We start from the raw sequence: 20,107 nt of genomic DNA on the forward strand, positions 1-20,107 counted from the left end.
ATGATATTGAAGCTTCTTTAAATATTTTTTACTTAGCCGTATAATTTCTCTATATTTAAACGTCTTATTAATGTAAGTATTTTAGGAGGGAAATAGTATGGAGCTAACAAAGAACATTGACAAGGATTTAGTGGATGAAGCTCGAAAATTAAGAAATGAATTTACAGAAATCGTTTCAGTATATTCCACAGATCTGTGGAATTATTGTAAATACGTCACTGGTTCCCCTTGGGACGGAGAAGATCTTTATCAAGAAACGATGATAAAGTCTTTAGGGTTACTTCCTCAAAGGTGGAGTGATATTACTGACAAAAAATACTACCTGTTCAGAGTTGCAACAAACACTTGGCTTGATCAGTGCAGAAAGCTAAAACGTGAAGTAGGGTCTTTAGATGAAGTACCCGAACCGAATATTGATTTTTCAGATCGTCTATTCCTGGAAGAAATCCTAACATCCTTGGAATCAAATTTGACTCCTAAACAAACAACAGCATTCCTGCTATTGGATATTTTTCAGTTTAGTGCAGAAGAGGTAGCTGGGATTGTCCAAAGTACTCCAGGAGGTGTCTATTCAGCTGTGCAACGTGCGAGAAGAAATATAGCTTCCATAGACTTTTCGAAATCCGATACTAGAGTGAATAAACACAGTCAAAACGAAACCATCCAAGCATACTTAGAAGCCTTTAATAATGGCGATTTAGATAGTATGTTGAGTTTATTTAGTGAGCAAGCACAAAATGAAGCGTTCTTTGGTTTCCAGGAATTTTCTAAGAAGGAAATGCTTAAAGGGTCTCTGAGATTTGGATTGCCCGGCCATACAGCTCAAGAAATCATCCTTTGGGGTAAACCAGTTATCATTGTTTTAACTGATCATGGTCGTGAAATACATGACATACAAATGCAAGAGATTGAAAATGGAAAAATAGTAAGCCATAAAAGTTACTTTTTCAGAAAAGAATTTATTTTAGCTGCAGCTGAAGAGCTTGGCATGAAGGCACAGTTAGTAAAACCACCAGTAGATTGGAACTGAAACCTTTAGGGATGACAATTGTCATCCCTTTTAATTCATTTAAAACTTTCCATCAAAAGCTTCTTTTCTGGCCATAGAAGGTTCTAAACAGTAGTAATAGTAATTTTATAAATACACTAATATTATTCTATTAAAGCCCCTTTAGTTGAAGTAATCTTCAACCAGCTTAAAGTTATCACATGAATTTTTACTGCCATCTACTTGTAGTACATTTAATTTTAAATCAGTCGCTTTTTGATAAACTAACTTTGCAAACAAAGCGTCTCTTGTCATCCAATTATTAAAAGCCATCTCTGGATCTTCTGTGTCTTCTAAAACCTTTTCTATCCAATTTCTTCTCTTATAATATTCTCTTTGGAAATTTTCAGTAGGTATTAACCAGATTGCCTTATCTTTATCATTTAGATATGGCAGTACTAAAGAGGGTAGCAGTTGGTTTCCTTCTACGACAATTGGTCTATCACTCATTTTTGCAAGGTCATTTATAACAAATAAAAAGTCTTCTTTAAAAGATAGAATATAAACTCTTAATTGTTCAGCTATTTCCCTTTTGTAAAACGCTTCGTTTGCGGTCATCTTAGAAACTTTGTACATTGCAGGTTGTGTTAATTTAGATATGTTTTTCAAATGTTCATAAAAATGCTCATCACAAGAATAAAGATCTAATCCATACTTTTTTGCGTACATCTGAGCTAATGTACTTTTCCCAGCACAAGCTGAACCCCCTATCCAATAAATCATTTCTTTTCCTCGCATCTTTCACCTCGTGATTTTTATAGTTTTCTTATTTAACTATCCTGCCAAAGTCTTCTATAAAAAAAGAAAATCCACTTTACTGCAATTGCCCCCGATTGTGGAATAAGGTATTTAAAATCTGTTAGTTCCCTTCAAGTAAAATACTGTTGTACTTAGTCTTGTGAGCACGTGTGAACAATGCCACTTCCTTATCACTCAACCATACTAATTTCTCAAGAAAATAATCTATTTCAGCGATGTTAGGTTTCGTTTTTACGATATGTTTTCTTGCAATGATATTCCCCTTTCGATCCTCAACAACTAAACCTAGAGTACAATCTAATAAATCAATATTAAGTAAAGGATATGCTTTCAATTTTCTATTAGGCGATAGTTTAGGTTTCCAAACCTTGAAAGTATGAATGAATTCTTTCTTAGACATTGCCCTAAAAGCTTCATTTATTTTATCTAGATCCCATTTTTTTAATTCTGTAAGATATATCATTCCTTTTTGCAAACAATCTGTTAGCATTTTTTTCTTATCGATTATTGACAAGGAAAAATAAACTTCTGTATCAAAAGGTATCTCTACATCATAACTTTTCTTAGGGATGAACATATCATAATCTTCGTATGATTCACTAATTAACCTAATTTTTGAGTATCTGCCGCAATGAAAAAATATAGCTTCACAATCATTTGTTTTAAACTTCTTTCCCAGTTCCCATAAGAACATTTCTTTTATGCAAAGACTTTCTGTATTTAATTGAGCAGATTCTTCATTTTCAATAAATTGAATATCTCGTAGGAATATGCCGATCATTCCTTTCTTTATTTAATTACATAAAAGCCCCCTTAATTGAAGAAGGACTTCCAACAGAATTTCGAAATATGTTACCCTAATCTGCGATTTAATGAATTACATTTATAAGAACTTCACAATCGCAAAACCCGCCTTGATTTTGCATTGCCTTTGTAATATTTGATTTTTTACTCTTAGTTATGTTCTCGTCCAACCATTCTTTAGTATGAATAAGTGTATGATCACAGCCATAAGAATCTATTTTTATCTCTAAATATCTGCCCAGAGAAGCTAATTGTTCTGGAGACATATTTAAGTCTTGCCATTTCACCCCATACTCTTTTAACATAGCAAGTCTTTTTAAATCTTTTCTGTCTCCCCCTAGTTCAATTACCTTTTCGAGACTGAATAGGGCAGCGTTATAATTCAACAAATATTCTTCAGCTTGTGATAATAAACGCCAAGCTAAAGTATTATCTGTATTCTGTTTCACATAAAGCTTTAAACCTCTTCGGGCACTTAAGAGATAGGGTATCGCTTTTTTAGCAGGAGCCCTTCTGTGATAGCCTCCTTGCATAGATAGCTTTTGTCCTTGTATAAGTTCATTTTGTAGGTCATTTAAAATATCCATCATACAACTCCTCCGGAGGTTGAATTCACTAACCTGGCCTTTACTCCAAGATTAAGAGATGACACTTTGTTAAGCTAACGCCCCCGATTGCTTAATTAACTAAAATGCAAGTCGATTCCATATTGATATAAGTTTAGCTTCCTCGCAACAGACTGTGATGAAAAATTATCCCAAGCAGTACTATAGAGAGGCTGCAAACCTAATTTCTTCACTTCATTAGCCCAAGATATTACACATCTAGTAGCATAGCCTTGACCTTGATAACTTGGTGATGTTTCCACACTAGCTTCAGCTGCTGCTGCACTTATTCTAGCACTAGAACATACGGACACCGCTTTACCATCTCGAACAATAACGTACATTTGCTTCTTACATCCTATTTCACTCATTAGGTTAGGAAATTCTTCAGCCAGGAGGTCTTTATTTTCATTAGTTATCTTAATTGCATCAGATGTCATATTAAAGCTTTCAGGAAAGGCGAAAGCTGGTCCCAACCATATAGAATTAATCTTCCTAATCTTATTAAGATTAAGAATGATTTTTCCTAAATCCAGGTTATCTACCTGTGTTAAAATTTCATTTTTTTCAATTTCGGAAATAGTCCTATCAAACCGAATTACATTTCCTGTTTTAGTACGTCCAATGAATAGGAACGGTCCAGCTGCATCTTTATGTTCATTCAATCCTGTTATTCTATTTAGTTTATCAATTTTAAATAATACTTCAGTCTGCCTTTCCATCATTTTTTTCTCTTTACTCAATTTTTCAATCCCCTAGTTTAAATTAAACACTTAAAGCGAGTTGTTAAATAAAGGTGCTAATTTAATAATTGCCCCCGATTGTGGAATAAAAAGTTAATCTCATTTTGATACCCCTGTTTCCTTTTTCCGAATATTAAAGCCAATCACAATACCTATGATAAGGGCGAATAAAGAATCAGTCTCAAAGTCATTTTGAAAAAATCCGAATACTCCCCAAGCTGTTATAGCACCTAAGATAGCTAAAAATAATCCCTTCATTAAATCCTATCCCTCCACCTGATACTGAGTTAACAAATTCATTTTATATGTTACCGCAAGAAGGATTTCCTGCTTTCAATATCCTGTACAATTCTTAACTAAAGAGAAGATCCCTTTATGCTATAATTGCCCCCGATTGTTGAAGATAAAAAAACTGTTGAACAGACTTCTCTTATAGAATTTCCCCGTGGATAGATTTACTTTCTGTTCAAATAATTTAATTCCATTTCTATATCACTTTTTATCATTTCTGAATGATCAATAGTCTTTTTAGTAATTGGAAACTCTGATTTATGTTCTAGATAAAATTTTAATTGCAAAAATGTGCTTAAAGGAAAATCGTGCTCAATCCACATATTCTTATATCCGACAATTCCATATTCTTTCAGGATTTTTTCAGCTTCTCCTATCACTTCACCTAGGAAATTGTCGTAATTACACTCATTATTTAGTTCTATCATAGGATTTCCATCATAATTGTCATCCTCATAGGCCGTGACTTTTAATTGCATTTTTCCTTCACCCAAATAGCGGAAGTGCCAGTCCGTTCTACTCGGTTCTGCATCCCAATAGAGTTCAGAACCAGAATCCACATAAACATCTTCAGTATAAAAGGGATTAATATTTAATAAGGCTTGAAGTAAATCACCAAGAGCATTGGTTAAATAACCTGCGGTAAAAGAAGTTTTCTTTGAATTTATTTCTAAATGACATTCCGCCCAACCGGCACCAGTCAATTTATATATAAATACCAATTTATTCACCATCCAAAAATATTGTAACAAAGCCCTTCCTCAACAATCAGCCCATTTCCTCAATAAGAAAAGGCGTTCCACTTTGCTGCACGCCTCCGATTGTATAAAAGTATTTAATTGTCTTGTTTAATGAGTTTACATAGATAACCGACGATGTATTCTCTTCTAGTCAATTCTTGGATGTCCTTGTTCTCGGACAGTTCATCTATTCCTTTTGAGATTAAATCCCAAAGTTCTGTGTTTTCATATTCTTTATATGGATGTTCCATAAAATCTCCTTTTATGTAAATTAATTTTCCATTACTCCATTAATTTGCCCATTTTTTCAATAGGAAAGCCGATTCACTTTGCTGCAATCGCCCCCTTTTGTATAAGATAGTTAATACATTCGCCCTCTTTAACCAAATATCCACTGGTATCCAATATATATAGCAATTAAACCAAAGACTATAAATCCACCAATAGTAGGGCTACCAAATACCGTCCTGTTCCAGCCATCATCATTATTTATTTTACTTTTTTCTTCTTCTTTTTTCATAGAAAAATACCCCCATAAATAATATAACTCTTATAAGAATAGTATTAATTATTTTCTAGCGGAATTTCTTCCTTATTTCCGTTCCACTCTACAAAGATTTTGGCTGAAGTTGTTTTAAGGCCATTTTTATTATTTAAATGGCTGCCCTTTAAAGTTCCTTTTTCATTTAATTTTAATCCGCTTCCACCAAATCCACCGGCATTAGTGTCAACCTCATATGAAATATTATTTGCAGAATCTAGATCATTGCCCTTAAATTGGAGGTTTAAATATTGGTCAACAATTTTGTTATCATTATGAATAACCTTCAATTCAGCTTCCCAGTTTTCAGTTTCCCCTTTAAAAACATTAGTATCTGAAGAACAGGCAGTTAAGAACAATACCATTAGCAATGTTGATACTGTTGTAATTTCTCGTAACACATCCATACCCCCTTAAGGAACATCTTTAATGTTTATACGGAGACTCAAGTTTTAAGTTTCACTATTCAGATAATTATTCAAATTATTTTTGACAATGCCTTATTCCGTTAAACTGCCCGATTGCTGAATAGCTGAATAACTGTTTTTCCATTTTATCACAATTATCTAACATCCTGTTTAAATTACATAAATGAAAAAGCACACCATTTTATGTTGAATGGTGTGCGAATACTTTACGATTTTCTGTTTTTAACCTCCGAACCGAGCCCGTTAATTAAAGAGTTGCCTTTTTCAAATAATCCAATGCGTACGAGACGGCTGATTTTCCCTGGTCGATGCAGTCGGGGATGCCGACTCCTGCGTAGGAGGCACCGGCCAGGAACATGCCAGGATAGTTGTTCATGATTTTTTCTTTTACTTTATGGACTTCTTCCTGGTGGCCCACGTTGTATTGGGGCATGGCCTGGTTCCATCTTGAAACGACTGTGAATTCAGGTTTTTGATCCAATTTCATAATTTTATTCAAATCTTCCAGGACGGCTGAAATGATTTCGTGATCCGGCTGTTCTACAATGGCCTGGTCGCCTGCTTTTCCTACGTATGCACGGATAAGCGCTTTTCCTTTTGGGACGGTATGCGGCCACTTGCGGTGGGTCCAGGTGCAGGCAGTGATTGTATAATCGCCGTTTCTGGAAATCACAAATCCCGTTCCGTTTCCTTCAATCGCGACAGCATCCTCAGGGAAAGCCATGGCTACCGTTGCAACAGAAGTAGAAGGCATTTCCTGCATGTACTGAAAGTTTTCCTTGTCCGGAAGCATGCCTGCAGTGTGCTGATGTGGAGTGGTCACAATTAATGTGTCAGCTTCCATCCTCTCCCCGCTGCTAAGCTTTAGGGTATATTGAGCACCTGATTTTTCGATGGCCTCAACTTTGATCCCTTTTAGGATCCGGGTATCTGTCAGCTTGCTTTCAGCAGCGTCGACCAAGCTTTGAAGCCCGCCTTTAACAGTCTGGAAAATGCCTTTTTTTCTGGAAGGCTCATGTTTTTGGTTTGATGCAGGAAGTCCTTTTTTCATTCCCAGTATCAGGCTTCTGTGATCCTGCTCGACTTTATGGAATTGCGGGAAGGTGGACAGGAGGCTCAGCTTGTCGATATCTCCGGCATAGATTCCTGAAAGCAGCGGTTCGATCAGATTCTCAACCACTTCATTTCCAAGGCGCCTTCTGAAAAAATGCCCCAATGACTGGTCGCCCTGCTCTCTGCCTGCAGGCATGATAAAGTCGCCTGCTGCCCGTGCTTTTCCAAGAACGGAAAAAAGGCCTGTTGTGACAAACGGCATAATTTGAGTTGGTATACCCATAACAGCACCGGCCGGGATTGGATGAAGCCGTTCTCCTACAAGTACGTATGATCTTCCGGTTGCGTTGTTGACAAGCTCAGAACCCAGTCCGACGTCTCTTACAAACTGCGGGCCGCTCGTTTTTCGCTCCAGAAAAGAATCAGGTCCGCGCTCGATAATAAAGCCGTCCTTATGAACCGTCTGAATCTTCCCGCCAAGCCGGGGACTTGATTCAATGAGAACCGTTTCAGCCTGCAGGTTTTGTTCGCGTATTTCTTTTTGCATGTAAAATGCCGCGGATAATCCTGTGATTCCCCCGCCAATGATGACAACTTTTTTCTTTTTGCCAGTCATTGTTTATCGCCTTCTTTTTTGTTTACTTTTGTGCATCACATATTTGAGCGGAGCTTCACTTGCTGAAACTCCGCTTCATTTCTACTTTTTCATGCCAAGTTCTTTAAGAACGACAGTTGAAAGACAGTCAATAAACTCTTTCTTCGCATTTGGCATTTCAGGACGGTAATAGTTAGCGCCCAGTTCATCTGTTATGATTTTGCATTCATAATCATTGTCATACAGAACCTCAAGGTGATCTGCTACAAATCCAACCGGAATGTATACAAATGTCCGGTACCCTTTCTGTTCAAAAAGGTCTCTTGTCAGATCCTGAACGTCAGGTCCAAGCCACGGCTCAGGCGTATTGCCCGCACTTTGCCACCCAGTCTCATAGTGCGTGATGCCGGCTGCTTTTGCAATAAGATCTGCCGTTTCCTGCAGCTGTTCAGGGTAAGGATCGCCGGCAGCGATAATCTTTTCAGGAAGGCTGTGGGCAGAGACAATCAGAACAGCCTTTTCGCGTTCATCTTCTGTCATCTTAGCATAGGTTTCTTCTACTTTTTTCGCCCAGTAATCAATAAACTTAGGCTCTTTGTACCAGCTTTCAACAGACGTAATAGCCGGTCCGCCGAGATTTTCGGCTTCCTGCTTAGCACGTCCATTGTAGGACTTGACGCTGAATGTTGAGAAGTGGGGAGCAAGAACGATGCTGACAGCTTCTTCAATTCCGTCTTCTTTCATTTGTTTCACGGCGTCTTCAACGAATGGCTCGATGTGCTTCAGCCCAAGATACATTTTGAATACGACTTCATCCTGAACGGCATTCAAATGCTCTTCCAGTGATTTGGCCTGATCAAGCGTGATTTTGGCGAGCGGCGAAATGCCGCCGATTGCCTCGTAGCGGTCTTTTAAATCCTGCAGCATCTCAGGAGCAGGCGCGCGGCCGTGTCTGATATGTGTGTAATAGCGTTCAATGTCTTCTTCTTTATATGGTGTTCCGTATGCCATTACAAGAAGACCCATTGTTTTCTTTGTCATTTTCATACACCTCTTTTGGATTCGTTCTGATTCTTATTTTGCCATTCCTGAGGTCAGGATTCCAAATTAGATGCTCCGCGCACTCTTGGCATTTTTTGTATAGTCATGAATGAAAGCTGTCAGTCTTTTTAAAACGTCCGGATTAACAGACGGGAAAACGCCGTGTCCGAGGTTGAAAATATATCCGTCCTGCTTCATTCCCTGGTCAAGAATATGCTTGGCGCGCTCTTCAATGACGTCCCATGGAGCAAGAAGAATAGCCGGATCAAGGTTCCCCATCAGTGTTTTCGTCAGACCCATTTCTCTTGCCTGATCAACCTGTAGTCTCCAGTCGAGTCCGACAACATCAAGCGGAAGGTCATGCCAGTCGCGTGCAAGATGGCTTGCTCCGACTCCGAACATGATCATTGGCACATTTTCTTCCTTCATTGCGGAAAAAATGCGCTCCATCACAGGTTTTATATAATAACGGTAGTCGGTTTCATTTAAAGCCCCTACCCATGAATCGAAAATTTGAAACGCTTTTGCCCCGGCCTTAATTTGAGCCTTTAAGTAGACAATCGTCATTTCTGCGAGCTTGTCCATCAAAGCAAACCATGCCTTTGGTTCTGCATACATGAATGCTTTTGTCTTATTGTAGCTTTTTGACGGTCCGCCCTCGATCATGTAGCTTGCCATCGTGAAAGGAGCTCCCGCAAATCCGATCAGCGGCACGTTCAGCTGCTCCTGCGTTAAAAGCTTAATGGTATCAAGCACATACGGAATGTCGCTTTCAGGATCAATTTCTCCAAGCTTTTCAACATCTGCGAAAGAGCGGATCGGATTGTCAATGACCGGTCCGACGCCGGACTTGATTTCTACATCTACCCCTATTGATGGAAGCGGTGTCATGATATCCTTATATAAAATTGCTGCATCTACGCCGTACTGCTCTACCGGCAATCTCGTCACATAGGCACACAGCTCAGGCTGATGCGTGATTTCAAACAGACTGTATTTCTCTTTAATCGCACGGTATTCAGGCTGCGAACGGCCTGCCTGTCTCATATACCATACCGGAACGTGATCTGTTTTTTCCCCTCTGCACGCCTTAAGGAATGTATCATTAAACTGCAAATCCGTCATAAATCCTCAAATCCACCTTTCTATGTATGCTGTTCCTCAAATAGAAACAGCGCTGCGCAGACAAACCGCGCCTTCCCTATGTTTTTGCTTCTTACACTATAACTGTTTCACAACTGGTTGTATAGATTTCACATTTAAATGTCAAAAAATTGACGTAATCAAGCAGCATGCGGAATCTGCATGCTGCTCATAGACCGGATGAAAAAAGCTCTGGTTTGACAGGATCTGATCCTTTGCCTTCCTGGTCTGTCTGCTCATTATACGGAACGACTTTGTATTCTGCGTTTGAAAAGAGATTGGAATAAGGAATCTCAAACGAATTCTCACCCTTAACAAACCCTACTAGCTTGTCTTTGCTTCCGCTTGTCTCATAAATTCTGTAGATGACGCGGTCATCTTTCTGCGCATCCCATTTTAAAGTGACGGTGAAAAGGCCAAGTGCTTTAAACGTATACCCTGCCTTTACTTCTCCCAGATTCTTCAGTCTGATCGGCTCTTCAAGATCTTCTACGCCGTCAGGCATCCGGAATGCCGCTTTCCGGCCTTTACCGGACTCATTCAGGATCTCTTTGAAAAGGCGTGTAGGATAGGAGCTTCCCTGCTTAAGATACTGCTTGCTGTCCGTGCGGTCATATCCCATCCAGAGAGCTCCGGAAACAGAAGGGGTATACCCGACAAACCATGCATCCTTCACGGCGCCATCTACACCGGTAAATGAAGTCGTGCCCGTTTTGCCGGCAAGCTCGCCCTCATAAGTTCCAGTCCTTGCTGTCCCTTCATTCACAACCTCTTCAAGCATTCTTGTCATGTTCCAGGCAGTCTGTGCGGAAAAAATCCGTTTCTTTACGCGCTCTGGTGCCGATACTTCTTTAGCATCGCGGTCTGTAATCTTTTGGATAAAATACGGCTCACTGTATACACCGTATTGCGCAAAAGCTCTGTACGCGTTTGCCATCTGAAGAGGTGTTACTCCGTTTTTAAGTCCGCCAAGCGCAATGGAGAGGCCGTTGTCTTCAATGCTCAGGCCGGATTTTTCCAAGTACTTTTTGCTGGTTGAGACACCCATTTCATTTAATGTCCACACAGCCGGAGCATTTTTGGAGGCCGTTATCGCATCGTACATCGTAACCTCTTCATCGTATTGGCGGTCGTTGTTTTTAGGCTGATAGCCATCATATGAGACAGGCTTGTCTTCAAGCAGGGAGTATGGCCCGAATTCTTCTTCCTCCATGGCTGGAGCATAAACGGCAATCGGCTTGAAAGTAGAGCCCGGCTGACGCCTTGTCGTCACGCGGTTGTACCCTTTTTGCACGTAATTCCGGCCGCCGATGGCAGCCTTGATACCGCCGGTCTTGTTGTCAATCAGGACAAATGCTCCTTCTGCGCCTTTTGTCGTTCCTGGGAAATACGCATCTTTCTGGAACAGTTCGTAGGCGGTCTTTTGCATATCTGCATCAAGTGGCACTGTGACTGTATATCCGCCCCGCATCAGTTCTTCATTTGAGAGGCTGTATCTTTCTTCCGCTTCATCCATCACCATGTCGATATAGGAGGTAAGCCATGGAGTCTCAGACTCCTCAGAAATCGAAAGTCCGAGCGTCCTTCCCTGGGATCTGACAACTTCCTCAGCCGTCAGATAGCCCTGATCACCCATTAAAGAAAGGATTGTGTCCCTCCGTTCTTTGCTTTTTTCCGGATGAAGGACAGGAGAATAATTGGAAGGTGCTTTAGGAATTCCTGCAAGCATCGCTCCTTCTTCAACCGTCAGATCCTTTACCTCTTTATTAAAATAATAAAGCGATGCGCTCTGGATCCCGTATGCACCGTGGCCGAAATAAACCTGATTTAAATAAAGCTCAAGCAGTTTGCTTTTGCTGTATTTGTTCTCAAGGCTCATGGCAATGGCGGCTTCCTTGGCTTTCCTTAGCACAGATTTTTCAGTAGTCAAAAATGTGTTTTTTGCAAGCTGCTGGGTGATGGTGCTTCCGCCCTCCACCTTCCCGCCGGCAAGCAAATCCCTGTACAAAGCCCTTGAAATGGCTTTTAAATCGATGCCGTTATGTTCGTAAAACCGTTTATCCTCAACAGCTATAAACGCTTCGCGGACGTGAACGGGAATTTCTTTGATCGAGACAGGCTCCCGGTTCTGCAAATACAGTTCAGCCACCTTGCTGCCTTCAGGATCAACAAGCGTCGTCGTAGAATCCATCACAAGCTTTTTCTCATCAATGGAATAGTCTCCAATGACAAGGATGATGAGGTAAACTGCCAGGGCAATAATAGCTGTCAGCAGAGCTGCCAGAGCCGAAAGAATGACTTTTTTTCGCATGCTGTCACCTGCGTTCCGTAGATTTATACATGTTTAGTATTGTTAAAAAAAGGGTTGAATATGTAAGCAGAGGCTCATAATAGCCTTCTTTGTCCAGTCATTGTTATAATGAAACAAAAAGAGGTGTATGTAAAATGAACTTTTATGTCACATTTGGAACTCCGGAATACCTGGCAAAAACCGCCGCAGAACACGCAGATGAAAACATGCTGCTTATGCAGAATGAAGATAAGGGCATCCTTCTTCATGAAAGCGAATCCGCTTCCCTTTTTAAAGAGCCTAAAAAATATGAAGTGCTTGATGGAGTGGGAGATTTCAAGACTGGCAGCTACGCCGTTTTGAACAATATACCTGTCACAGACGAAGGCAGACCGCTATTTGAACAGCGCTTCAAAGAGCGTGCCCGCATGATCGAAAACGAACCGGGATTTGCGGCAATCCGCGTCCTGAGACCTGTTCATGATGACACATACGTCATCTTAACACTTTGGGATAAAGAAGAATCATTTAAAAACTGGCAGCAGTCACAGTCCTACGCAAAAGCCCATAAAAAACGCGGAACAAGCGAGGGCATGGATCAAAAGCCGATTTTCCCGAGACCTTCTTACGTAACGACCTATCAGGCTGTGAAAGAATACTAAAAGAACCGCTCCTCCGCCCATAGTGCGGAGGAGTTTTTCACATCTAAATTGCGACACTATTTCCTTGGAAATGACACAAATCCCTCCAGTTTCTTTACCCGTCTTTCATTTTCCGCTAACACTCACACCCGCTGATTCAATACATAACCTGTATAAAAAACACCAGGCATTTATACAGGAGTGATTTCCATGGGAGTTGAGTTAACACTCATTCACTGGGTTTATGTTTTATTTATTATCAGCATCGTTGGATTTATGCTCTTCAGGCGCGATACAACGATGATCAGCATTATTGGCATCATTGTCATTTCTTTTGCTGCGAGTCAATCTGTGAGCCATTCCATAACAAGCGTGTTTAATAGCTTCATATTTGCCATAACCGAGCTGCTTCCTACCATATTGGTCATCTCAATTATTGTGTCGATGAGCAGAATTTTAGAGATTACAGGAATTAATGAATCGATGGTTTCCCCGTTCACAAAGTTCATCCGAAATCCAACTCTTGCCTACTGGACCATCGGGCTGCTGATGATGGCGATATCTTGGTTTTTCTGGCCGTCTCCCGCAGTTGCGCTGATTGGAGCCGTTCTTCTTCCGGTGGCGGTTAAAGCCGGTCTTCCGGCGCTCGGTGTTGCGATGGCCATGAATTTGTTCGGTCATGGCATAGCCCTGTCCGGAGATTTTGTCATTCAGGCAGCCCCAAAACTCACCTCTGATGCGGCCGGTCTTCCGATAGGAGACGTGATTCAGGCATCCATTCCTCTCGTGATTGTCATGGGAGCTGTAACAACTATTACGGCTTACGTGTTCCTTATGAGAGACCTGAAACGCGGCAAGCCATTTCCTGCATTAACGATGCCTGTGCTGGAAGAGAAAAAAACACAGCTTCTGTCAGGCAAAATGAAACTTTTTATGGCCCTGCTGATACCTGTGCTGTTTGTCATTGACATCGTGTTAATGGCAAAGCTTAATCTTCAGGGGGGCAGCGCAACGGCTCTGATAGGTGGAACTGCTCTGGTCATTTTAATGGCCGTTTGTGTGCTTGCCCATAAAAATGCCAGTCTGGAAAAAACTACGGGATATATGATTGAAGGTTTTCAATTCGGTTTCAAGGTTTTCGGGCCTGTCATTCCGATAGCTGCCTTCTTCTACCTGGGAGATGCGGGCTTTATCAAAATTGTAGGCGATTATCTGCCAAAAGCTTCACAGGGAATTGTCAACGACCTGGGGGTTGCACTCGCCTCTGTCGTCCCGCTCACAAAAGAGATCGGCGCCATCACCCTGACAGGCGTGGGCGTCCTGACAGGACTTGACGGCTCAGGCTTCTCAGGCATTTCCCTTGCAGGTTCCATTGCCAATCTTTTCTCTGCTGCCATTGGAACAGGTGCTGCAACGCTGACCGCTCTTGGACAGATCACCGCCATTTGGGTAGGAGGCGGAACCCTTATCCCCTGGGCTTTAATCCCTGCAGCAGCCATATGCGGAGTTGATCCGTTTGAACTTGCCAGAAGAAACTTGCTCCCCGTGACAATCGGGCTTGCAGTGACTACTATTGTGGCGATGTTCTTAATTTAAATGAGTAAAAGAATAATAAAAGGACAAAAACAGGCACTCTCATCAAGAGAATGCCTGTTTTTTAAGCAGAAACGCCGCCTTTTTTCCTTTTTGCAGCAGCAAGCAGATTCTTTGCCCATTCATAAATAAGAATGGTCCCAAGAAGAAAAACGAGGCCGATGAAGTACCCGCCAATCACATCTGTAGCATAATGCGAATTGGTGATGACGCGGCTGATCCCAATCAAGGCCATTAACAGAACAACCGCTGCCCAAATCCCTTTTTTATGAGCAGGAGACTTGATTTTTTCAATGATCATATAGGCAAATAGACCATAAAAGATGACGCCTACCATGGCATGCCCGCTCGGAAAGCTGAACCCTTCTTCAAGATGAAGCGGCTCCGGCGGACGTTCTCTTGCCGTCACGCTTTTAAGAAATTTGTTTAAAACATCTCCAAGATACACCGCCAAACCAATCATCAGCGGCTGAAGATAATGCCTGAATAACAGAATGAGCACAACAATGGCTAATGCAAGCAGACTGATGATGCCAGGTTTTGAAGCAAGATAGCCTATTCCCTCAAAAAACGCAAGCATGCCCTCTGACTGCTGGATGATTTGGACAAGTTGCGACACTCCATCATCTGCAGGCTTTACTAAAGCCGTGCGGATGAGAACGTACAGAATGAGAACTGCCAGAAGACATCCTCCCATAATCGAAATCTTTTTCACCTTTTCACACCTTCCAGATTTAAATCTTGTAATTTTCAAACAACTTCCCTAAAATTGACCTAATATCAGAATTTATTTTATCTTATGAATCGTTTGGCGAATATATATTTTTAAAAAGAAAGGATGAAGTGATTTGTTTCAGGAGATTTGTTCAGAACTCGATGCAGCCTATGAGGAAATGGTAGAAATCAGGCGCTATTTTCATATGCATCCAGAGGTTTCTTTTATGGAATTCAAGACAGCGGCCTACATAGCGGAATATTATCAGAAGCTCGGCATTGAGCCAAGGACCGGAGTGGGAGGAAACGGCGTTGTAGCGGTGGTAAAAGGCGGACTGCCGGGGAAAACAATTGCCCTTCGCGCAGACTTTGATGCCCTTCCGATTCAGGACGAAAAGGATGTACCCTACAAGTCGACGGTTCCCGGTGTCACCCACGCCTGCGGACATGACGGCCATACAGCGACACTTCTCGTTTTGGCAAAAGTGCTGCATAAGCACAAAGAGAATCTTGAAGGAAATGTGGTGTTTATTCACCAGCATGCAGAGGAGTATGCTCCAGGCGGTGCAAAAGCGATGATTGAGGACGGATGCCTTGATGGCGTCGATGTCATTTTCGGCACCCATCTATGGGCAAGCGAGCCTGCAGGCAAAATCCAGTACCGGACAGGACCGATTATGGCAGCTGCAGACCGCTTCCAAATTAAGGTGCAGGGAAAAGGCGGACACGGAGCACAGCCGCAAAAAACGAAGGATGCTGTTGTCATCGGCTCCCAGCTTGTGCTGAACCTCCAGCAGATCGTCAGCCGGAAAGTCGATCCTGTTGAATCAGCCGTTGTATCTGTCGGATCATTCATCGCAGAAAACCCGTTTAACGTTATTGCCGATTCGGCCGAATTAATCGGAACCGTAAGAACTTTCAATGAAGAAATCCGCACTCAAATTGAGCAGGAAATCGAGCGTACGGTGAAAGCTTCCTGCGACCTTTACGATGCATCCTATGAGTATACGTTTGACAGAGGCTATCCGGCCGTTGTCAACCACCGCGAGGAAACAGAATTCCTTGCAAACCTTGCAGGAAACGTCCCTGGCGTGGGCGTTGTAGAAGAAAGTCCGATGCAAATGGGCGGCGAAGACTTTGCCTACTTCCTTCAGCACGTAAAAGGAACCTTCTTCTTCACAGGTGCAAAGCCGACCTATTCAGACACAACCTATCCGCATCACCATCCTAAATTTGATATCGACGAAAAAGCGATGCTGATCGCAGCCAAAACCTTCAGCCTTGCCATTCTTCAATATCAGGCAGAACATGCTGCTGTGGCGGCTGGGAAATAAGTAATTGAAACGGTGCTTCGGCGCCGTTTTTTTTTGAGCAAGGTCAGAAAAACACTATTTTTCCAGGAGGAAATCACAATGGATTTGGTAAACAATTTTTTAAAGGACTTGAAAGCAGCTTTACCAAAAGATGAACTAGAGGCTCTAAATACATCCTTCGGTGCTGCAAAAAAGGATATTGCGGCAATTCGGTCAGAATACCCAAATTGTCCTGAATCACTAATCTCTTTACTGGAATCAATTGATGGGACCTATTGGAGGAATTACGGAGATAAAAAAATTGCGGTATGTATACTTGGCTCAGATGTAGAAGAAGGCAAATATCCGTATTATTTATTGTCAGCGCAACAGATGCTCGAAAGTTCAAGAGAAGAAGAAGACATCTCGTATCTTCTAGAATACGAAGAAGATGAGGGTGCTGTTGATGCTAAGATACATTCTGAGGGACTTCTTCCAGGTAAGTACATTCATTTTTCTGACTGTATGAACAATGGAGGAACATCAAGACTTTATATTGATTTCAATCCTTCTGATAAAGGTACATGCGGTCAAATCGTTCGCTTTTTACACGACCCTGATCAATATGCAGTTATTGCAGGGAGCTTTGATGAATATTTACAGAAGCTTATTGACGGTGGTTTTGCATTTTTGGAGGAAGAAGATTAAAGACAGGAGCATTGAACACCCATAATCGTTGTCCCGGGTAGAAGGTATTCGCTGATTAGGAGCAGGCTGAACATTTTCAAGTAAACTGATATCAAGGCAAGTAAACAGATCTTTTTTCTAAAAAAAAGAAGGATTTCGGCAAGTGAATCAGAAATGCAGGCAAATAAGTGAACGCTCCCCGCAAAAAAAGCACAATCCATTAGATTGTGCCGAGCCTTCTCAGTCTGTAGCAATTCATGGCAGTCTCCCCGAGGTGCCTGACAAGATGATAATTGGCAACGCCTCCGACTACCGCTCCGATTCCGGGCATGACCTGCAGCAGTTTGACAAGATCGATATGATCTCTGTATTCCTGCTGGAAGGTTTGCCAGTCGATATCCTTAACCGTTTCCTTCTGCTCTTCCCAGTTCTCAATCAGATCGAATGTTTTTCTGCGGTGATCATCGCTTGAATAGGCAAGCTGGAAAACATAAAGCAGAAAGATCCTCTCTTCAACCTGCTTAGGGTCATATCCATAAAGTGTGGCAATTTCAAACAGACACTTCATTTTAATCCCCAGCAGCAAAGGAAAATCAGCTGCAGAAGCAAGCAGTCCGCCGGCACCTGTCCCGGCACCCTCAACAGCCGCCGCCTTCTGAAAGGCAGAGATGGTTTGCCGCACCTTATTTTCCCGCTCTTCAAGCGAGATGCCTTCAAGCTTTTTTTCTGTCGTTGTCAAATTCGATCCGGCAAGCGTTGCTCCGACCATTTTTTTAATGCTTTCTGTAATGATCGTGTGTATTTTTGCAGGAATATGCGCGTTGATTTTGGTTTGTGTTTTTTTCGAAAGTCGTTCAAACCGGGAGGACTTTCTCAGCAATTTCTTTTTCCATTGAAAAAGATCCTCTTCAAGCTGCTGCTCATAAAGCATGTGTATCAGCTGCCTTTACTCTAATATACGCTGGCATCCATTTTAGCCAGCCTTTGTTTTACATACAGGTAAACAAATAAATAAGCAAACACGATGCCGGTTCCTAAAAGGATAATGGAAGGCATCCATTTTCCGGAAACAAGTGATACCACCGTTAGAATGAGATGCTGGAACAGAACGATACTGAAGAGCAAGTTCAGGAACTTCCCTTTTTTATGCTGCCTGTGAACGGGATACAGATCGGGCAGTGACAGCATATCAAAATGCTTATACAAACCGAGAATCTGGATGCCTGTCAAATACAGGACTAAAATAGCAATCGCAAGGACGCTGAACTGATTCGTCGGAATGATAAACAGAACGATGCTTCCGATGACGGTCAGCCTCAAAAAGATGCCGAGAAAGTCTCCGGACCGGAAAAAGGCGCGTGTGTAAAGGTAGGCGTACATATTTTCCTGTTTGTATTTAATCAGCGTAAGCAAACCGTCAAGCATCTTTCTCCGCTTGGCCTTCTTCTTCAGCTTCGGTACATCTGTAAAGAGATTGGCAATCCGGTAAAAGGACTGCTTTTTCTCAAGTTCGCGATCAATGAGCGCTTCCCATTTGATGCCCTTTGCTGCTGTTGCTTTTTTAAAATACAGATATAGAACTGCCATGACCGCAAAGACAACGATCGCATATAAATAAGCTTTGGATAGTACGAAAAAGACGGCCGCTGCATTTAAAGCAAAACGAACGGCAAGATCCGCTGCTTTGGCAGACTGTTCAGTATAAAAAGATATTCTGAAACTCATCAGCAAATTCCATGCTTTTGCAAGAAGAATAAGCAGACACATGAACAGGTAGTCTGTTCCTGTAAAATTTTCAGCCCGGAAAATCATCGGAGCGAATACAATCGCTGCAATAAAAAAGATGTACAGCTGGCTGAAAAAGCTGTAGACCATTGCTTTTCGGAAGTAGTCCGCCATTTTGACTTCAAGCGGCAGCAAAAAGACAAGATCGGCTTCTTTCAAAAGTGTCCGCACACTCGAAGCTGTGATAATCAGCGCAAACACAACGGTCAAAATCAGCAGGGCCGGAAAATCTTCAGGCATGGTTTTTAGCCATTCCTGGTAGGACAGCGCCCCTCCTGCACCTAAAAAAACAAGTACAAAAATGAGATGGTCATTGAACATATATTTTGTATAGGACTGCACTTCTTTTACATGAGCTTCAAGCCGTGTTTTCCATATCTGGTCGAGATTTTTCATTGCTGATCTTCCTTTGTCAGCTGAATATATAAGTCATCAAGCGATGCACCCTTCATCCCGAATTCATCCTGAAGCTCTGAAAGGGTGCCTTTTGCACGGATTTTGCCGTTATGTAAAATGATGAAGGAATCACAGTATCTTTCTGCTGTGGCCAGGATGTGCGTTGACATCAGAATGCCGGCCCCTTCCTGTTTCGCCTTGTTCATCATTTCAAGAAGCGCATTGATGGCAAGAGGATCAAGGCCGACAAACGGTTCGTCAATGATGTACAGTTCAGGCTCAACTAAAAAAGCGCACATAATCATGACTTTTTGCTTCATGCCTTTTGAAAAGTGGCTTGGAAACCATTTCAGCCTTTTTTCCATTCTGAATTCCTTAAGCAGCGGATCCAAACGGTTTTTGAATGTCTCGCGGCTTAAACCATATGCCATGGCCGTCAGTTCCAGATGCTCGTAAAGAGTTAATTCTTCGTACAGAATCGGTGTTTCAGGAATAAAAGAGAACTGGCTGCGGTAAGCCTCAGGCTCATCCTGAAACGAAATGCCATTGATTGAGATCTCCCCTTTATGCGGTTCCATCAGCCCGATCACATGACGGATTGTCGTGCTCTTTCCGGCACCATTTAACCCAATCAGCCCCACAATGGAATGCTTGTCAATTTCAAACGAAATATCTTTTAAAACGGGGTTTCGCGTGTAGCCTCCCGTAAGCTGGTTTACTTGTAATAAGCTCATCGTTTCGTCCCTTCGCCGTTTTCTTTTATCTTACCAAATCCGCCGGCCATTTTGCTAATTTCGCATGCATAATTGTCATTTACCTGGACATCATAATGGATGTAGAGGTGAGGAGCTGTCACAGACATTCATTCAAATGAGGTGTTTGTTAAAGACAGTTTAGTGAAGGAATCCATGAGCTAGT

21 protein-coding genes are annotated in these 20,107 nt (G+C 41.9%); 5 read left to right on the top strand and 16 right to left on the bottom strand.

The features are described from left to right. Positions 1-97: 97 nt before the first annotated feature. Positions 98-1,030 (top strand): sigma-70 family RNA polymerase sigma factor, encoded by a 933-nt coding sequence (locus MHB63_04095; GenBank protein MEK3805772.1) that lies wholly within the window; start codon positions 98-100, stop codon positions 1,028-1,030. 141 nt (positions 1,031-1,171) lie between these two features. Here MHB63_04095 and MHB63_04100 read toward each other — a convergent pair whose 3' ends face one another. From MHB63_04100 to MHB63_04155, 12 genes are all read right to left on the bottom strand, one after another. Continuing rightward, the gene (locus tag MHB63_04100) at positions 1,172-1,786 is read right to left on the bottom strand and encodes a hypothetical protein (GenBank protein MEK3805773.1); all 615 of its coding nucleotides are present in this window, start codon (positions 1,784-1,786) and stop codon (positions 1,172-1,174) included. 121 nt (positions 1,787-1,907) lie between these two features. Next, complete coding sequence (locus MHB63_04105; GenBank protein MEK3805774.1) at positions 1,908-2,588, bottom strand: hypothetical protein; 681 nt, start codon at positions 2,586-2,588, stop codon at positions 1,908-1,910. Between the two features lie 88 nt (positions 2,589-2,676). Continuing rightward, positions 2,677-3,201 carry a DUF2695 domain-containing protein gene (locus MHB63_04110; protein MEK3805775.1) on the bottom strand — a complete coding sequence of 175 codons (525 nt, stop codon included), beginning with the start codon at positions 3,199-3,201 and terminating at the stop codon, positions 2,677-2,679. Positions 3,202-3,293: 92 nt separating this feature from the next. Then, on the bottom strand, positions 3,294-3,959 hold the full coding sequence (locus tag MHB63_04115) for a GNAT family N-acetyltransferase (GenBank protein MEK3805776.1): 666 nt from the start codon (positions 3,957-3,959) through the stop codon (positions 3,294-3,296). Between the two features lie 99 nt (positions 3,960-4,058). Further along, positions 4,059-4,217 carry a tRNA U-34 5-methylaminomethyl-2-thiouridine biosynthesis protein gene (locus tag MHB63_04120; GenBank protein MEK3805777.1) on the bottom strand — a complete coding sequence of 53 codons (159 nt, stop codon included), beginning with the start codon at positions 4,215-4,217 and terminating at the stop codon, positions 4,059-4,061. 197 nt (positions 4,218-4,414) lie between these two features. After that, complete coding sequence (locus MHB63_04125; GenBank protein ID MEK3805778.1) at positions 4,415-5,002, bottom strand: hypothetical protein; 588 nt, start codon at positions 5,000-5,002, stop codon at positions 4,415-4,417. Positions 5,003-5,369: 367 nt separating this feature from the next. Continuing rightward, positions 5,370-5,510: a hypothetical protein gene (locus MHB63_04130; protein MEK3805779.1), complete on the bottom strand. Its 141-nt coding sequence runs from the start codon at positions 5,508-5,510 to the stop codon at positions 5,370-5,372. A 44-nt stretch (positions 5,511-5,554) separates the two neighbouring features. Then, positions 5,555-5,932 (bottom strand): hypothetical protein, encoded by a 378-nt coding sequence (locus tag MHB63_04135; GenBank protein ID MEK3805780.1) that lies wholly within the window; start codon positions 5,930-5,932, stop codon positions 5,555-5,557. A gap of 274 nt (positions 5,933-6,206) precedes the next feature. Further along, entirely contained in the window at positions 6,207-7,628 is a 1,422-nt protein-coding gene (gene hemY, locus MHB63_04140) for a protoporphyrinogen oxidase (protein ID MEK3805781.1), read from the bottom strand. A gap of 81 nt (positions 7,629-7,709) precedes the next feature. Then, positions 7,710-8,648: a ferrochelatase gene (gene hemH, locus MHB63_04145; protein MEK3805782.1), complete on the bottom strand. Its 939-nt coding sequence runs from the start codon at positions 8,646-8,648 to the stop codon at positions 7,710-7,712. 66 nt (positions 8,649-8,714) lie between these two features. Further along, positions 8,715-9,773 carry a uroporphyrinogen decarboxylase gene (hemE, locus tag MHB63_04150; protein ID MEK3805783.1) on the bottom strand — a complete coding sequence of 353 codons (1,059 nt, stop codon included), beginning with the start codon at positions 9,771-9,773 and terminating at the stop codon, positions 8,715-8,717. A 187-nt stretch (positions 9,774-9,960) separates the two neighbouring features. Beyond that, positions 9,961-12,102, bottom strand: coding sequence for a PBP1A family penicillin-binding protein (locus tag MHB63_04155; protein MEK3805784.1), 2,142 nt, complete (start codon positions 12,100-12,102; stop codon positions 9,961-9,963). A 134-nt stretch (positions 12,103-12,236) separates the two neighbouring features. On the opposite strand from MHB63_04155, the gene MHB63_04160 reads away from it, so the two are divergent. Together MHB63_04160 and MHB63_04165 are read left to right on the top strand one after the other, a co-directional pair. Next, a complete protein-coding gene (locus MHB63_04160; GenBank protein ID MEK3805785.1) occupies positions 12,237-12,743 on the top strand; it encodes an antibiotic biosynthesis monooxygenase in 507 nt (168 codons plus the stop codon). Positions 12,744-12,932: 189 nt separating this feature from the next. Beyond that, positions 12,933-14,318, top strand: coding sequence for a hypothetical protein (locus MHB63_04165; GenBank protein MEK3805786.1), 1,386 nt, complete (start codon positions 12,933-12,935; stop codon positions 14,316-14,318). A 61-nt stretch (positions 14,319-14,379) separates the two neighbouring features. Here the strand turns inward: MHB63_04165 and MHB63_04170 are convergent, their stop codons facing one another. Next, positions 14,380-15,030: a phosphatase PAP2 family protein gene (locus MHB63_04170; GenBank protein ID MEK3805787.1), complete on the bottom strand. Its 651-nt coding sequence runs from the start codon at positions 15,028-15,030 to the stop codon at positions 14,380-14,382. A gap of 133 nt (positions 15,031-15,163) precedes the next feature. Between MHB63_04170 and MHB63_04175 the strand changes: the two genes are divergently transcribed. Both MHB63_04175 and MHB63_04180 read left to right on the top strand, forming a co-directional pair. After that, entirely contained in the window at positions 15,164-16,363 is a 1,200-nt protein-coding gene (locus MHB63_04175) for a M20 family metallopeptidase (GenBank protein ID MEK3805788.1), read from the top strand. A 78-nt stretch (positions 16,364-16,441) separates the two neighbouring features. Beyond that, on the top strand, positions 16,442-17,029 hold the full coding sequence (locus tag MHB63_04180) for an SMI1/KNR4 family protein (protein MEK3805789.1): 588 nt from the start codon (positions 16,442-16,444) through the stop codon (positions 17,027-17,029). 199 nt (positions 17,030-17,228) lie between these two features. On the opposite strand, the gene MHB63_04185 is transcribed toward MHB63_04180, so the two are convergent. The 3 genes from MHB63_04185 to MHB63_04195 are packed head-to-tail and all read right to left on the bottom strand — an operon-like array spanning position 17,229 to position 19,923. Next, positions 17,229-17,939 carry an EcsC family protein gene (locus MHB63_04185; GenBank protein ID MEK3805790.1) on the bottom strand — a complete coding sequence of 237 codons (711 nt, stop codon included), beginning with the start codon at positions 17,937-17,939 and terminating at the stop codon, positions 17,229-17,231. 20 nt (positions 17,940-17,959) lie between these two features. After that, positions 17,960-19,189, bottom strand: a complete 1,230-nt coding sequence (locus MHB63_04190) for an ABC transporter permease (GenBank protein ID MEK3805791.1) — start codon at positions 19,187-19,189, stop codon at positions 17,960-17,962. After that, complete coding sequence (locus tag MHB63_04195; protein ID MEK3805792.1) at positions 19,186-19,923, bottom strand: ABC transporter ATP-binding protein; 738 nt, start codon at positions 19,921-19,923, stop codon at positions 19,186-19,188. The genes MHB63_04190 and MHB63_04195 overlap by 4 nt, the downstream gene beginning before the upstream one ends. Positions 19,924-20,107 lie beyond the last annotated feature (184 nt).

It is taken from the genome of Bacillus sp. FSL H8-0547, assembly GCA_038002745.1.
Classification (GTDB): Bacteria; Bacillota; Bacilli; order Bacillales; family Bacillaceae; genus Bacillus_P.